The following is a 14,714-nucleotide window of genomic DNA, read 5'->3' on the forward strand; positions in this document are numbered from 1 at the left end:
AGGAGAAATCCCACCGTGGCCACCACGAACGACCTGAAGAACGGCCTGGTGCTGAACCTCGACGGCCAGCTCTGGACCGTCACCGCGTTCCAGCACGTCAAGCCCGGCAAGGGTGGCGCCTTCGTGCGCACGACCCTCAAGCACGTGCTGACCGGGAAGGTCGTCGACAAGACCTTCAACGCGGGCACGAAGGTCGACACCGCCACCGTGGACAAGCGCGGCATGACGTTCCTGTACAAGGACGGCTCCGACTTCATCTTCATGGACGGCGACACCTACGACCAGATCCCGGTCCCCGGCGAGACCGTTGGCGACGCCGCCAACTACATGCTGGAGAACCAGGAGGCCGTCGTGGCCGTCCACGAGGGCGTGCCGCTGTTCATCGAGCTCCCGACCTCGGTCGAGCTCGTGATCGAGCACACCGACCCGGGCCTGCAGGGCGACCGCTCCACCGGCGGCACCAAGCCCGCCCGTCTCGAGACCGGCGCCGAGATCCAGGTCCCGCTGTTCGTCACGACCGGCGAGAAGATCAAGGTCGACACCCGCGACGGCCGGTACCTCGGCCGCATCAGCGACAAGTAATGGGCGCTCGGAGCAAGGCCCGCAAACGCGCGGTCGACTTCCTCTACGAAGCCGACCTGCTGGGCAGCGACGCAGTGACGCTGCTGGCTTCGCGCGTCGGGTCGCCTGACGTACCGCCCGTGAACGACTACACCGTCACGCTCGTCGAGGGCGTCACCGCTCATCGCGCGCGGATCGACGACCTCATCTCGGAGCACGCCGAGGGCTGGACCCTGCAGCGCATGCCGGCGGTCGACCGCGCGGTCCTGCGCATCGGCCTGTACGAGCTGCTGTGGGCGGCGGACGTGCCGGACGCGGTGGCCATCGACGAGGCCGTGGAGCTCGCCAAGGGCCTGTCCACGGACGACTCGCCGCGCTTCGTGAACGGCGTGCTCGGCCGGATCGCGGTCATCGCGGACCAGCTGCGCGCTGTTCTGTAGCTCTGAATCGCCGAACGGCCGCTCGCTCCCGACCGGGGCGGGCGGCCGTTTCTGCTTTGGCGCGCTGACGCCAGACCGGTGATGCTGATGCCATGACGGTTCCGCACAAAGTGGCAGCGGGCCTCGCGTTGCTGTCGGGGCTCGGCTTCGGACTGCCCGCGGTCTACGGCGCCGTGCACTTCGCACGGAACGGTGAGGTCTGGCAGTTCATGGGCTTCCCCACCTACGGCAACGGACCGTTCGAGAAGATCGGCATTCCGACCAGCGTCCCCCTGCTCGCCGGTTTCGCCGCGGTGTGCGGCGCGGAGGTGATCGCCGGCAGCCTGCTGTGGCGCGGACGCCGCTCGGGCAGCAAGCTGGCGCTCGCCCTGCTCCCGGTCGAGGCCGCGTACTGGATCGGCTTCGCGCTGCCCCTCGGACCGGTGCTCGGCGCCGGACGCACCGTCGCCGTCCTGGTGGCCCTGAGGTCACGCCGCTAGCGCACGGCGGACATCGGCGGCGATCCCCGGGATGTCCAGCGGCCCGGTGGTGTCGACCTCCACCAGCGGCCCGACGCCCAGCGGGCGAACCGGTTCTCCCCACAGTTCGGCCTCGTCGCGCGCCAGATCCAGATGGCCCGCGTGACGGCCGGTGGCCCTGGCGTAGTAGCGCGACCTGGCCACCTCCACCGGCACGACGCAGCGCAGCTCCACCACAGGGCCCGGCAATGCCGTCACCAGGGGCCGGGTGTGGTCGAACCAGGTGCTGTCCACCACCGCGCCCGGACAACGACACGCGATCCGGAGCACCGCGATCACAGCCGCCCGCCCCAGCCGCCGCGACTCGCTCACCGTGCCAGGCCGGCCGAGCCCGTCGGCGAGGGCTTCCTTGACGTCGTCCTTGGCCAGCACCGGCAACCCGAGCCACGGACCGAGCGCCGTCGCCAACGTGGTCTTGCCCGACCCCGGCCACCCTCCCACCAACACGAACACACCGCGGGGTTACCCCGCTAGCTGCGTGCCCAGCCCCGGCGCTCGCCCTCGTCGATCAGGTGCATGGCCGCTTCGAACAACGCCGTCGAGCCGTCACCGATGACCGCCTTGCGGGCCCGCACGTCGTTCGCGGTGACGCCGGGCGTGCGCCAGGTCCCACCCTCGGCCATCCAGTTGAGCAACAGCGGCTGGAGCCGGTCCATGGCCTTCGCGAAGCGCGCTTCAGCTGTCTCGCGCGCCTCGAACTCGTCCCACAGCGCCCGCATTTTCATTGCTGTGTCCTCCGGCAGGATGCCGAACAACTGGTCCGCGGCGGCTTCTTCACGTTCCTGCTGGCTCTCGCCCAGCTCGGTGTCGTAGATCGGGGTGTCGCCCGCGTAGATCTCGACCAGGTCGTGCACCACCACGAGCTTGATGGTGTGGCCGACGTCGATCGGTTCGTCCGCGTACTCCGCGAGAGTCATGACCATCAGCGCGAGGTGCCACGAGTGCTCCGCGTCGTTCTCACGCCTGTTCGCTGCCGCGAGAGGAGACGCGCGCAGGATCGTCTTCAGCTGGTCGACCTCGATCAGGAACGTCAGATGGTCGCGCAGCCGTGAGTCCAGTCCGGACGGCAGCGGGTTGCGATCGGCGAGAAACTCTGCGTCGGAGAAGGCCACGTTGCCGGGATCCTACCGAGACATGTCACAGGCGGCGCGGCCGCGGCGTCTCGTGCGCATGACACACCACAAGATCGCCGTGGTCACCGGAGCGAACAGGGAATTCAACAACCACACCGGATTCTGGTAACTGTTCTCACCCGGCAAGGAACTCCTCCCACGTGTGGGTGCCGTGGTCGCCGTCCAAGCTCAGGTTCTGCCCACCTCGGTAAGCCTTCCCGGCCTTGCCCGGCAACCGCACCGGCACGGTGAGCCGCCGCTTGCCCGCGGTCGTCAGGTAGTCCTGCACGAGCTGCTTCATCTCGTACACAGCAGGCCCGGCCAGGTCCGCGACCCGTCCCGCAGGCGAACCCACCGCCAGCTCCACGATCCGCGCGGCGACATCCCGTGCGTCGACGGGCTGCAAGCGCATGCCCGGCACCGGCACGATCGGCAGCTTCGCCACGGCCCGCACCATGGTCAGTGTCAGGTCGTGAAACTGGGCCGCACGCAACACACTGAACGGGATGCCCGACTCGGCAATCGCTTGCTCGCAGGCGAGTTTGGTACGCAACCACGCCAGTGGCACGGTGTCCGCGCCGATCACCGAGATGTAGACGACGTGGCGGACACCCGTGCAGCCAGCGAGCAGGTTGCGCGTCGCGATGTCGTCGCCCTTCTGACCGCCGGCCAGGTGCACCACGACGTCGGCCTCGAACGAAGGGGCCGACGTCAGCAGGTCGCAGACGATGTCGCCGTTGCTGCGGCTCAGAACCAAAACCTCGGCGCCGGTCGCCCGCAACAACGGGACCACGTGCTTGCCGAGGGTGCCGGTGCCGCCGGTGACGAGGATCTTCATGGTTACCCTCCAAAGGGACGCTGTTGCCCGGTCGACCCGGCGGCGCCGAGGAATGTGACAGCAGGGGGAAGAGTTGATCGCGCAGTTCGAGCAGGAACGTCCGCGGCTCAGGGCGATCGCGCACCGGATGCTGGGCTCGTTCGCCGAGGCGGACGACGCGCTGCAGGACGCGTGGCTGCGAGTCGAGAAGGCCGACACCGCAGAGGTCGAGAACCCGGCGGCGTGGCTCACGACCGTCGTCGGACGGGTCTGCCTCAACATGCTCAGGGATCGGCGCGAGCACGCGTTCGAGATGCCGGACCCGGTGATCGACACGAAGGAAGAGCCCGAGCACCAGGCCGTCGCCAAGGACGAGGTCGGGCTGGCGATGCTGGTCGTGCTCGACACCCTCAAGCCTGACGAGCGGCTGGCGTTCGTGCTGCACGACATGTTCGCGGTGCCGTTCGACGACATCGCGCCGTTGATCGACAAGACGACCGCGACCACCCGACAGCTCGCAAGCAGGGCGCGCAAACGCGTGCAGGACCGGCCACAGCCGAACGTCGACCTGCCGAAGCAGCGGGAAGTGGTGAACGCGTTCCTCAAGGCGTCCAGGGAAGGCGACCTGGAGGGCCTGGTGTCGGTGCTGCACCCGGACGTCACGCTCAAGGCGGGTGCGCTGGAGGTCATCGGCGGTCGCACGGTGGCCGGGCGGGCCAGCCTGTTCCGCAAGTACGCGACGTCGGCGCAGGTCCAGCACGTGCTCATCGGCGGCGAGGCCGGGTTCGTCACCTGGGTCGACGGGGTGCTGTTCTCCGCCATGGCCTTCACGGTCCGCGACGACAAGATCCTCGCGATCCACGTCATTCAGGACAAAGCGCAGCTCGCCGCGCTTGTTCCGTGAGCAATACCACTGTCGTCGCTGGTCACGTCGAGCGCCCGCAGGTTGTCCAGTGGAGTGGGCGCTCGATTGAAGGGACCAGCGGATGACCGGGGAGTTGGACCAGCAGAACCGACTTGCCTACCGGCTGCTCGGCCGGTTCGCGGAGGCGGCCGACGCGGTGCGGGAGGCGCGTCGCAAGACCGAGGGTGAGCCGGGCTGGCTGGACACCGTGATCGCACGGGTCAGCCTCACGATGCTGCGCGCACGCCACAAGGGCTTCCAGATGCCGGACCCGGTGGTCAGCAGGGAGCCGAACGACGAGGTGGGCCTCGGGGTCCTCACGGCACTCGACGCGCTGACGCCGGACGAACGCGTCGCGTACGTCCTGCACGACATATACCAGGAGCCGTTCGAGCAGGTCGCGCCACTGATCGGCCGCACGCCGATCGGGGCGGTGCAGGTCGAGGCACGGGCACGTCAACGCGTGTCGAACCGGCCGGTGTCCGATGTGGACCTGGCCGGCCAGCGCGAGGTCGTCGACGCGTTCGTGGCGGGGGAGAACGTGCTCGACGCCGACGTCACGCTGCGGTCCGAGGACATCTGGCTGCGCGGGCAGGGCATGGTCGCGTCCAAGGCGGCGGTGCTGCAGGCCGCGCCGTGCATGGAGCCCGCGGTCGTCGGCGGCGAGGCGGGGCTGGTCTCGATCACGGACGGCAAACCCGTCGCGCTGGTGGCGTTCACGGTGCGCGAGCGCAAGATCGTCGCAATCCACGCGATCACGGATCGGGAGCACGTGGCGCGGCTCACGCACCACCGCGGCGGTCACCCCGTGTGAGCTGGCACAGAGTCACGATCGGAGCCAGCAGCCCCTGCTGCCAAGACCACCCGGCTGGTGACGCTGAACCCCCTGAATGCAGCAGTGGCCCCCTCACGTCCTCAGGGCGACTAACAGGACGTAAGGGAGCCACTACTCCGAAAGGGAAGCTCAGTCTTCCTTCGCGGGACGGGCTTCAGGAGGAAGCACGCCCCAGTCGATGAGCTGCTCGGTGAGCTCGCCCGGCGTCATGTCGTAGATGATCGCGAGCGAGCGCAGGTCCTCGGTGCGAATGGAGAGGACCTTGCCGTTGTAGTCACCGCGCTGCGACTGGATCGTCGCGGCGTAGCGGGCCAGGGGGCCCACCTTCTCGACCGGTAGCTGCTGGAGCCGTTCCAGGTTGATCACGATCTTGGTGGCCGGCTCGGCACCCGACGGCACGCGGCCCTCGGGCAGGAGCTCGGCGACGGGAACCCCGTAGAAGTCGGCCAGCTCGGCCAGCTTCTGCACGGTCACCGCGCGGTCACCGCGCTCGTAGGAGCCGACGACCACGGCCTTCCAGCGACCGCCGGACTTCTGCTCGACGCCGTGCAGGGACAGTCCCTGCTGCTGGCGGATAGCGCGGAGCTTGGCCCCCAGCGCCTTGGCGTAGTCGCCCATGTGGCGGTTCTCCGTTCATTCGCCCCGTCAGCAGTACGACAGTGCTGCGGGGGAGGCTTCGATCGATACGCAGAGTAATGATTACTCGCCGTGGTCGACAGGTCAAGCTGATCTCAGGGAGAGACGCGCGCCACGCCTGGCACACCACTCGGATGGTTGACCGTCCGTAGGTGATACGGTGCAGGTCAGCCTAGTTATCACCAGGTGTCCGACGTCCTTTAAGGACCCGTCCAGTGAGGCGGGGAAGGAGGTCCAGCCGTGGCGTCACGTCAACGTGGCGCGACGGATCCGGCCGGGGATCGCGAGATTCTCTCGGCCGGTGATGTCGCGCGCACTGTCGCCCGAATGGCCCATCAGATCATCGAGAAGACCGCTCTCGATGCACCGAGCGCACCCGACGTCGTCTTGATGGGTATTCCCAGCCGGGGAGCCCCCCTCGCACGTCGTCTGGCCGCTAAGATCGCCGAATTTTCCGGCCGCCAGGTGCACGAAGGCACTCTGGACATCACGCTCTACCGCGACGACCTCCGCAGAGGCCCCACCAGGCCGTTGGAGGCGACGAAGCTGCCCGAGGGCGGCATCGACGACAAGCTGGTCGTGCTCGTGGACGACGTGCTGTTCTCCGGCCGCACCATCCGCGCCGCGCTCGACGCGCTGCGGGACCACGGCCGCCCCCGCGCCGTGCAGCTCGCCGTCCTGGTCGACCGCGGCCACCGCGAACTGCCGATCCGCGCGGACTACGTGGGCAAGAACCTCCCGACGTCCAAGACCGAGGACGTCGTCGTGATGCTCGACGAGTTCGACGGCCGCGACGGAGTGGTGCTGAAGTGAAGCACCTGCTCTCCACCGACGGTCTCGACCGCGACCAGGCCACCGCGATCCTCGACACCGCGGACCGGTTGAAGCAGGCGCTGCTCGGCCGCGAGGTCCGCAAGCTGCCGACGTTGCGCGGCCGCACGGTGATCACGATGTTCTACGAGAACAGCACCCGCACCCGCGTCTCGTTCGAGATCGCGGGCAAGTGGATGTCCGCGGACGTGATCAACGTCAGCAGCTCCGGTTCCAGCGTCAGCAAGGGCGAGAGCCTGCGCGACACCGCGCTCACCCTGCAGGCCGCCGGCGCGGACTGCGTGATCGTGCGGCACCCGGCATCCGGTGCGGCACACCGGCTCGCGGGCTGGCTCAAGCACACCAACACGTCCGTGGTGAACGCGGGCGACGGCATGCACGAGCACCCGACCCAGGCACTGCTCGACGCCGCCACCCTGCGCGACCGCCTGGGCAGCCTGGACGGCCGCCGCGTGGCGATCGTGGGAGACGTGCTGCACAGCCGCGTGGCGAGGTCGAACGTGCACCTGCTGACGGCACTCGGTGCCGAGGTCACGTTGGTCGCGCCGCCCACGCTCCTGCCGACGGGCGTGGAGAAGTGGCCGGTCACGGTGTCGCACGAGATCGACTCCGAGCTGGCGTCGCAGGACGCCGTGATGTTGCTGCGCGTGCAGGCCGAACGGATGCACGGCGGGTTCTTCCCGAGCGCCCGCGAGTACTCGATCGCGTACGGCCTCAACGAACGCCGCCTGAAGCTGCTGCCAGAGCACGCCGTCGTGCTGCACCCCGGCCCGATGCTGCGCGGCATGGAGATCGCCTCCGTCGTCGCCGACAGCCCGCAGGCCGCCATCACCGAGCAGGTCCGCAACGGTGTCCACGTGCGCATGGCCGTGCTGTACCACTTGCTCGCCCACGAGGAGGAGAACGCGTGAAACCCTTGCTGCTCAAGGGAGTTAGGCCCTACGGCGAGGGGGAACCGATCGATCTGCTGATCCGCGACGGCGTGATCGCAGAGGGCACGGATCCAGAAGCCGAAGTCGTTGAAGGCAACGGGGCGGTGCTGCTGCCCGGTTTCGTCGACCTGCACACCCACCTGCGTGAGCCGGGCCGCGAGGACACCGAGACCATCGAGACGGGGTCGCGTGCGGCCGCTCTTGGTGGCTACACGGCCGTTTTCGCCATGGCCAACACCGACCCGGTCGCCGACAACGCCGTGATCGTCGAGCACGTCGCCCGCCGCGGCAAGGAGGTCGGCCTGGTCGACGTCCACCCGGTCGGCGCGGTCACCGTCGGGCTCAAGGGCGAGAAGCTCGCCGAGCTCGGCACGATGGCCAACTCCAAGGCCAACGTCCGGGTGTTCTCCGACGACGGCCACTGCGTGCACGACCCGTTGATCATGCGCCGCGCCCTCGAGTACTCGAAGGCCCTCAACGCGGTCATCGCCCAGCACGCCGAAGAGCCCCGGCTCACGATCGGCGCGCAGGCTCACGAGGGCGAGAACGCGTCACGGCTGGGCCTGCAGGGCTGGCCGGCCGCCGCCGAGGAGTCGATCGTCGCCCGTGACTGCCTGCTGGCGAAGCAGGTCGACGCGAAGCTGCACGTCTGCCACGTCAGCACCACCGGCACGGCGGACGTCCTGAAGTGGGCCAAGGCGCGCGGCACCAAGGTGTCCGCCGAGGTCACCCCGCACCACCTGATCCTGACCGACGACCGGCTGAGCACGTACGACCCGGTCAACAAGGTCAACCCGCCGCTGCGCACGCAGTCCGACGTCGACGCGCTGCGCCAGGCGCTGGCGGACGGCACCATCGACTGCGTCGCCACGGACCACGCCCCGCACGCGATCCAGGACAAGGACTGCGAGTGGTCGGCCGCGCGGCCGGGCATGCTGGGACTGCAGACCGCGCTGAGCATCGTCGTCGAGACGATGGTGAAGACCGGCCTGCTGGACTGGCGCGGCGTCGCGCGGGTGATGAGCGAGAAGCCCGCCGAGATCGCCGGCCTGACCGACCAGGGCCGCCCGATCGAGGTCGGCGAGCCCGCGAACCTCGTGCTGGTCGACCCGGACGCGACGTGGACGGTGAACGGCGCGGAGCTCGCGAGCATCGCGGGCAACACCCCGTTCGAGGGCATGGAACTGCCCGGCGCGGTGACGGCGACCATCTTGCGTGGCCGGGTCACGGCACAGGCGGGAAGGATTGCGGAATGACCCGCGTGCTGCTCGTTTTGCTGGTGTTCCTGTTCTTCGCGCTGTGTGTGTACGGCATGTGGCACGGCTGGAAGCGACGCCAGGCGAAGCAGGCCGACCTGCCGGCGTTCCCGGCACGACCGCAGACCCTGGGCGCACCGAAGCTCGCGACCACGGGCGTCTACATCGGAACGACGAACGCGGGCAACTGGCAGGACCGCGTCCAGGTCGGCGACATCGGCCACCGCGCTGAGGCCACGCTGAGCCTGGTGCCGGAAGGCATCGCGATCGACCGGACCGGCGCGACGCCGATCTTCATCCCCGCCGAGTCCATCCGGGACGCCCGCACCGACCGCGGGCTGGCCGGGAAGGTCATGTTCAGCGAAGAGGGATTGCTGGTGGTCCAGTGGGAGAACCAGGGCCACCTGTTCGACACCGGTTTCCGCGGTGACGACAAAGAGGTTTACGAGGAATTGGTTGCGGCTCTCAGCCGGAAGGCCATTGAACACGGAGGCAAGGCGTGACGAACGCGGCATTGGTGCTGGAAGACGGTCGCGTCTTCCGCGGTGAGGCGTACGGAGCGACCGGCGTCTCGCTCGGCGAGGTCGTGTTCTCCACGGCCATGACGGGCTACCAGGAGACCCTGACCGACCCGTCCTACCACCGCCAGATCGTGGTGCAGACCGCGCCGCAGATCGGCAACACCGGCTGGAACGACGAGGACGACGAGTCGCGCAAGATCTGGGTCGCCGGCTACGTGGTCCGCGACCCCGCGCGCACGCCGTCGAACTGGCGGTCCAAGCGCGGCCTGGACGAGGAGCTGGCGAACCAGGGCGTCGTCGGCATCGCGGGCCTCGACACCCGCACGCTGACCCGCCACATCCGGGAGCAGGGCGCGATGCGGGCCGGGGTCTTCTCCGGCTCCGAGCTGACCGACGACGCCTCGATGGTGGAGCAGGTCAAGTCCAGTGCGCAGATGCTCGGCGCGAACCTCGCGGTCGACGTGACCACTGAGAAGCCTTATGTGGTCGAGGCGATCGGCGAGAAGAAGTTCACGGTCGCGGCGCTGGACCTGGGCATCAAGTCGAACACGCCGCGGATGATGGCGGCGCGTGGCATCGAGGTGCACGTCCTGCCGTTGACCAGCACGTTCGAGGACATCCTGAAGGTCAGCCCGGACGGTCTCTTCCTGAGCAACGGCCCTGGTGACCCGGCGACGCAGGACCACGCGATCGCGTTGACCAAGGAGGCGCTGGGCCGCAAGCTGCCGCTGTTCGGCATCTGCTTCGGCAACCAGATCCTGGGCCGTGCGCTGGGCCGCGGGACGTACAAGATGCGCTACGGCCACCGCGGCATCAACATCCCGGTGATCGACGTCGCCACCGGCAAGGTCGCGATCACCTCGCAGAACCACGGGTTCGCGCTGGAAGGCACGCCGGGGGAGGAGTTCTCCTCCGAGTTCGGCCGCGCCGTGCTGTCGCACTACTGCCCCAACGACGGCACCGTCGAGGGCGTCCGGTTGCTCGACGCGCCGGCGTTCTCCGTGCAGTACCACCCCGAGGCCGCGGCGGGTCCGCACGACGCCGCGCCCCTGTTCGACGAGTTCGTGACGCTGATGAATGAGGCCCGCTGATGCCCAAGAGGACTGATCTCAAGCACATTCTGGTCATCGGCTCGGGCCCGATCGTCATCGGTCAGGCGTGCGAGTTCGACTACTCCGGCACGCAGGCGTGCCGGGTGCTGCGGGAGGAGGGCATCAGGGTCAGCCTGGTGAACTCCAACCCGGCGACGATCATGACCGACCCCGAGTTCGCCGACGCCACCTACATCGAGCCGATCACGGCCGAGTTCGTGGAGAAGGTCATCGCGCAGGAGCGCCCGGACGCGATCCTGGCGACGCTGGGCGGGCAGACGGCGTTGAACACGGCCATCGCGCTGCACGAGCGCGGCGTGCTGGAGAAGTACAACGTCGAGCTGATCGGCGCGGACATCGACGCCATCCAGCGCGGTGAGGACCGGCAGATCTTCAAGGACCTGGTCCGCAAGATCGGCTCCGAGGTCCCGCGTTCGGCCGTCTGCAAGACGATGGACGAGGTGCGCAAGACCGTCGCCGAGCTGGGTCTGCCGGTGGTCATCCGGCCGTCGTTCACCATGGGCGGCCTGGGTTCGGGCATGGCGCACACGGAGGAGGAGCTGGAGCGCCTCGCCGCGATCGGTCTTGAGGAGTCTCCGGTCACCGAGGTGCTCATCGAGGAGAGCGTGCTCGGGTGGAAGGAGTACGAGCTCGAGCTGATGCGCGACCGCAACGACAACGTGGTCGTCATCTGCTCGATCGAGAACATCGACCCGATGGGCGTGCACACCGGCGACTCGGTGACGGTCGCGCCCGCGATGACGCTGACCGACCGCGAGTACCAGCACATGCGCGACGTCGGCATCCAGGTCATCCGCGAGGTCGGCGTCGACACCGGTGGCTGCAACATCCAGTTCGCGATCCACCCGGACAACGGCCGCATGGTCGTCATCGAGATGAACCCGCGGGTGTCGCGGTCGTCCGCGCTGGCGTCGAAGGCGACCGGTTTCCCGATCGCCAAGATCGCCGCGAAGCTCGCCATCGGCTACACGCTGGACGAGATCACGAACGACATCACGGGGGAGACGCCGGCGTCGTTCGAGCCGACGCTCGACTACGTGGTCGTGAAGGCGCCGCGGTTCGCCTTCGAGAAGTTCCCCGGTGCGGACCCGACCCTGACGACCACGATGAAGTCGGTCGGCGAGGCCATGTCGATCGGCCGCAACTTCGTCGAGGCGCTGGGCAAGGCACTGCGTTCGCTGGAAACGAAATCGGTCGGTTTCTGGACTCAGCCCGACCCCGAGGGCACTACGCTCGAAGGCGTCCTGGCACAACTGAATCGCGGCCATGACGGCCGCCTCTACACGGTCGAGCGTGCACTCCGGCTTGGTGCGTCCATTGAGGACGTCTACAACGCGTCGGGGATCGACCCGTGGTTCATCGAGCAGATCGCCTGGCTCGGCACCCTGCGCACCGAGCTGCTCGACGCGCCTGTGCTCGACGAGCCGTTGCTGCGCAAGGCGAAGCGGGCGGGTCTGTCCGACCGCCAGATCGCCGTGCTGCGGCCGGAGCTGGCCGGTGAGGACGGCGTGCGCGCGCTGCGGCACCGTCTGGGTGTGCGGCCGGTCTACAAGACGGTCGACACGTGCGCGGCGGAGTTCAAGTCCGAGACGCCGTACCACTACTCGGCGTACGAGCTCGACCCGCAGGCCGAGTCGGAGGTGGCCGAGCAGCGGGAGAAGCCGAAGGTGCTGATCCTGGGCTCCGGTCCGAACCGCATCGGGCAGGGCATCGAGTTCGACTACTCGTGCGTGCACGCGGCGATGGCGCTGCGCGAGGCCGGCTACGAGACCGTCATGGTCAACTGCAACCCGGAGACCGTGTCGACGGACTACGACACCTCGGACCGTCTGTACTTCGAGCCGCTGACGTTCGAGGACGTGCTGGAGGTCGTGCACTCCGAGCAGCGTTCGGGCACCGTCGCGGGCGTGATCGTCCAGCTCGGCGGCCAGACGCCGCTGGGCCTGGCGCAGCGCCTCGCGGACGCCGGCGTGCCGGTCGTGGGCACCACGCCCGAGGCGATCCACCTCGCCGAGGACCGCGGCCAGTTCGGCAAGGTGCTGACCGACGCCGGTCTGCCCGCGCCGAAGTTCGGCACGGCCACCTCGTTCGACGAGGCGAAGGAGATCGCGGACGAGATCGGCTACCCGGTCCTCGTGCGCCCCTCCTACGTGCTCGGCGGGCGCGGCATGGAGATCGTGTACGACGAGGAGTCGCTGTCGGGCTACATCGCCCGCGCGACCGAGGTGACGCCCGAGCACCCGGTGCTGGTCGACCGGTTCCTCGACGACGCCATCGAGATCGACGTCGACGCGCTGTGCGACGGCGACGAGGTGTTCATCGGCGGCGTGATGGAGCACATCGAGGAAGCCGGTGTGCACTCCGGCGACTCGTCGTGCGCGCTGCCGCCGATCACGCTCGGCGCCTCCGACATCGAGAACGTCCGCCGCTCCACCGAGGCCATCGCCAAGGGCATCGGCGTGAAGGGGCTCCTGAACGTCCAGTACGCCCTCAAGGACGACGTGCTGTACGTCCTGGAGGCGAACCCGCGTGCGTCGCGCACCGTGCCGTTCGTGTCCAAGGCGACCGCGGTCTCGATGGCCAAGGCCGCCTCACGGGTCATGCTCGGCGCCACGATCGCGGAGCTGCGTGCTGAGGGCATGCTGCCGGCGACCGGTGACGGCGCCCGGCTGCCCGAGCACGCGCCCGTCGCGGTCAAGGAGGCGGTCATGCAGTTCCACCGCTTCCGCACGCCCGAAGGCCACGGCGTGGACTCGTTGCTGGGCCCGGAGATGAAGTCGACCGGCGAGGTCATGGGCATCGACTCGTCGTTCGGCAAGGCGTTCGCGAAGTCGCAGACGGCTTCCTACGGCTCGCTGCCGACGTCCGGCAAGGTGTTCGTGTCGTTCGCGAACCGCGACAAGCGCGCGATGATCTTCCCGGTCAAGCGCCTCGCGGACCTCGGGTTCCAGATCCTGGCGACCTCGGGCACCGCGGAGGTGTTGAAGCGCAACGGGATCACGTGCACCGAGGTGCGCAAGCACTTCGAGGGCGAGGGCAACGTCGTCGACATGATCCTGGCCGGCGAGATCGACATGATCTTCAACACGCCGTACGGCAACAGCGGCCCGCGCATCGACGGCTACGAGATCCGCACCGCCGCTGTGGCGAAGGACATCCCTTGTGTCACCACGATCCAGGGCGCTGCCGCGGCCGTGCACGGCATCGAGGCGCTCATCCGGGGTGACATCGGGGTGCAGCCGCTGCAGGCGCTGCAGGCCGCTCTGCGGGGTGACGCGTGATCTCCGCGCCTGATCATTTTGGGAAGAAGCTGGCGAAAGCCGTTGAGGCGCATGGACCTCTTTGCGTCGGGATCGACCCGCATCCGGCATTGCTGGACTCGTGGGGTCTGTCCAGGTCCGTGGAGGGCCTCGAACGGTTCGCTCTGACGGCCGTGGAGGCGTTCGGCGGCAAGGTGTCGGTGGTGAAGCCGCAGGCGGCGTTCTTCGAGGCCTACGGGTCGCGTGGCGTCGCAGTGCTGGAGCGGGTCATCGCGGAGCTGAAGGACTCGGGCACGCTGGTGCTCGTGGACGCCAAGCGCGGCGATATCGGCTCGACCATGGCCGCCTACGCCGAGGCGTACCTCGGGGAGGGCTCGCCGCTGGCCGGTGACGCGGTGACGCTGTCGCCGTTCCTCGGCTTCGGGTCGCTGCAGCCCGCGCTGGACATGGCACGGGCGAACGGCCGCGGCGTGATCGTGCTGGCCCTCACGTCCAATCCGGAGGGCGCCGAGGTCCAGCGCGCCGTTGCTCCGGACGGGCGAACCGTGGCGCAGACGATCATCGATTTCGCCGCCGCTCGGAATTCCGGCATTTCTCCGTGCGGCGATGTTGGGCTCGTCGTGGGTGCCACGATCGGGGAAACGGATGTGGACCTCATGGGGTTCAACGGACCGATCCTCGCGCCCGGTTTCGGCGCTCAGGGCGGCTCGGTGGCGGATCTAAAACGGCTCTTCGGGTCCGACATGCGCAACGTTCTGCCGACTTCTTCACGAGATGTTCTCAGGCATGGGCCGGACGTATCGTCGCTGGTCAGCGCCGTGCGAACGGTTCAGGAGAGCCTCTGAGGAGGGGCGCGCCACAACTTTTGGGGTGTGGCGCGCTCACCTGGGGAAACATGTGTTGGTAGGGTCCACGCCACCGGCTGCCCCGCTGGTCACCGGCCTCATAGCACACGTAACGTGGGCGACGAGTTGCCGGA

At 68.6% G+C, this 14,714-nt stretch carries 16 protein-coding genes; 12 read left to right on the plus strand and 4 right to left on the minus strand.

Annotated elements, in window-relative coordinates:
* The first annotated feature begins 15 nt into the window (after positions 1-15).
* The 3 genes from efp to LFM09_RS16150 all read left to right on the plus strand — a co-directional run bounded on the left by efp (position 16) and on the right by LFM09_RS16150 (position 1,480).
* Positions 16-582 (plus strand): elongation factor P, encoded by a 567-nt coding sequence (gene efp / locus LFM09_RS16140; RefSeq protein WP_414097261.1) that lies wholly within the window; start codon positions 16-18, stop codon positions 580-582.
* Complete coding sequence (gene nusB / locus LFM09_RS16145) at positions 582-1,001, plus strand: transcription antitermination factor NusB (protein ID WP_086661789.1); 420 nt, start codon at positions 582-584, stop codon at positions 999-1,001. The genes efp and nusB overlap by 1 nt, the downstream gene beginning before the upstream one ends.
* 92 nt (positions 1,002-1,093) lie before the next feature.
* Positions 1,094-1,480, plus strand: coding sequence for a hypothetical protein (locus LFM09_RS16150; protein WP_414097262.1), 387 nt, complete (start codon positions 1,094-1,096; stop codon positions 1,478-1,480).
* On the opposite strand, the gene LFM09_RS16155 is transcribed toward LFM09_RS16150, so the two are convergent.
* The 3 genes from LFM09_RS16155 to LFM09_RS16165 all read right to left on the minus strand — a co-directional run bounded on the left by LFM09_RS16155 (position 1,469) and on the right by LFM09_RS16165 (position 3,469).
* Positions 1,469-1,966 carry an AAA family ATPase gene (locus LFM09_RS16155; RefSeq protein ID WP_414097263.1) on the minus strand — a complete coding sequence of 166 codons (498 nt, stop codon included), beginning with the start codon at positions 1,964-1,966 and terminating at the stop codon, positions 1,469-1,471. The two genes, LFM09_RS16150 and LFM09_RS16155, sit on opposite strands and share 12 nt — an antisense overlap.
* Before the next feature lie 23 nt (positions 1,967-1,989).
* Positions 1,990-2,631, minus strand: a complete 642-nt coding sequence (locus LFM09_RS16160) for an HD domain-containing protein (protein WP_414097264.1) — start codon at positions 2,629-2,631, stop codon at positions 1,990-1,992.
* 136 nt (positions 2,632-2,767) lie between these two features.
* The gene (locus LFM09_RS16165; protein ID WP_414097265.1) at positions 2,768-3,469 is read right to left on the minus strand and encodes an SDR family oxidoreductase; all 702 of its coding nucleotides are present in this window, start codon (positions 3,467-3,469) and stop codon (positions 2,768-2,770) included.
* Between the two features lie 73 nt (positions 3,470-3,542).
* Between LFM09_RS16165 and LFM09_RS16170 the strand changes: the two genes are divergently transcribed.
* Complete coding sequence (locus LFM09_RS16170) at positions 3,543-4,352, plus strand: sigma-70 family RNA polymerase sigma factor (protein WP_414097266.1); 810 nt, start codon at positions 3,543-3,545, stop codon at positions 4,350-4,352.
* Between the two features lie 82 nt (positions 4,353-4,434).
* Positions 4,435-5,166 carry an RNA polymerase subunit sigma-70 gene (locus tag LFM09_RS16175; RefSeq protein WP_414097267.1) on the plus strand — a complete coding sequence of 244 codons (732 nt, stop codon included), beginning with the start codon at positions 4,435-4,437 and terminating at the stop codon, positions 5,164-5,166.
* A 150-nt stretch (positions 5,167-5,316) separates the two neighbouring features.
* Here LFM09_RS16175 and LFM09_RS16180 read toward each other — a convergent pair whose 3' ends face one another.
* Positions 5,317-5,805 (minus strand): transcriptional regulator, encoded by a 489-nt coding sequence (locus LFM09_RS16180; RefSeq protein WP_030471611.1) that lies wholly within the window; start codon positions 5,803-5,805, stop codon positions 5,317-5,319.
* Positions 5,806-6,063: 258 nt separating this feature from the next.
* Between LFM09_RS16180 and pyrR the strand changes: the two genes are divergently transcribed.
* The 7 genes from pyrR to pyrF are packed head-to-tail and all read left to right on the plus strand — an operon-like array spanning position 6,064 to position 14,580.
* Positions 6,064-6,636, plus strand: a complete 573-nt coding sequence (gene pyrR, locus LFM09_RS16185) for a bifunctional pyr operon transcriptional regulator/uracil phosphoribosyltransferase PyrR (protein ID WP_414097268.1) — start codon at positions 6,064-6,066, stop codon at positions 6,634-6,636.
* Positions 6,633-7,565 (plus strand): aspartate carbamoyltransferase catalytic subunit, encoded by a 933-nt coding sequence (locus LFM09_RS16190; RefSeq protein ID WP_414097269.1) that lies wholly within the window; start codon positions 6,633-6,635, stop codon positions 7,563-7,565. Before pyrR ends, LFM09_RS16190 begins: the two co-directional genes overlap by 4 nt.
* The gene (locus LFM09_RS16195) at positions 7,562-8,842 is read left to right on the plus strand and encodes a dihydroorotase (RefSeq protein WP_414097270.1); all 1,281 of its coding nucleotides are present in this window, start codon (positions 7,562-7,564) and stop codon (positions 8,840-8,842) included. Before LFM09_RS16190 ends, LFM09_RS16195 begins: the two co-directional genes overlap by 4 nt.
* The gene (locus tag LFM09_RS16200) at positions 8,839-9,345 is read left to right on the plus strand and encodes a transporter (RefSeq protein ID WP_414097271.1); all 507 of its coding nucleotides are present in this window, start codon (positions 8,839-8,841) and stop codon (positions 9,343-9,345) included. Before LFM09_RS16195 ends, LFM09_RS16200 begins: the two co-directional genes overlap by 4 nt.
* A complete protein-coding gene (carA, locus tag LFM09_RS16205) occupies positions 9,342-10,454 on the plus strand; it encodes a glutamine-hydrolyzing carbamoyl-phosphate synthase small subunit (RefSeq protein ID WP_414097272.1) in 1,113 nt (370 codons plus the stop codon). The genes LFM09_RS16200 and carA overlap by 4 nt, the downstream gene beginning before the upstream one ends.
* Positions 10,454-13,756 carry a carbamoyl-phosphate synthase large subunit gene (gene carB / locus LFM09_RS16210; protein WP_414097273.1) on the plus strand — a complete coding sequence of 1,101 codons (3,303 nt, stop codon included), beginning with the start codon at positions 10,454-10,456 and terminating at the stop codon, positions 13,754-13,756. Before carA ends, carB begins: the two co-directional genes overlap by 1 nt.
* Positions 13,756-14,580, plus strand: coding sequence for an orotidine-5'-phosphate decarboxylase (gene pyrF, locus LFM09_RS16215; RefSeq protein ID WP_414097529.1), 825 nt, complete (start codon positions 13,756-13,758; stop codon positions 14,578-14,580). The genes carB and pyrF overlap by 1 nt, the downstream gene beginning before the upstream one ends.
* Positions 14,581-14,714: the final 134 nt, after the last annotated feature.

Origin of the sequence: Lentzea alba (assembly GCF_047445655.1) — a bacterium.
Classification (GTDB): Bacteria; Actinomycetota; Actinomycetes; order Mycobacteriales; family Pseudonocardiaceae; genus Lentzea; species Lentzea alba_A.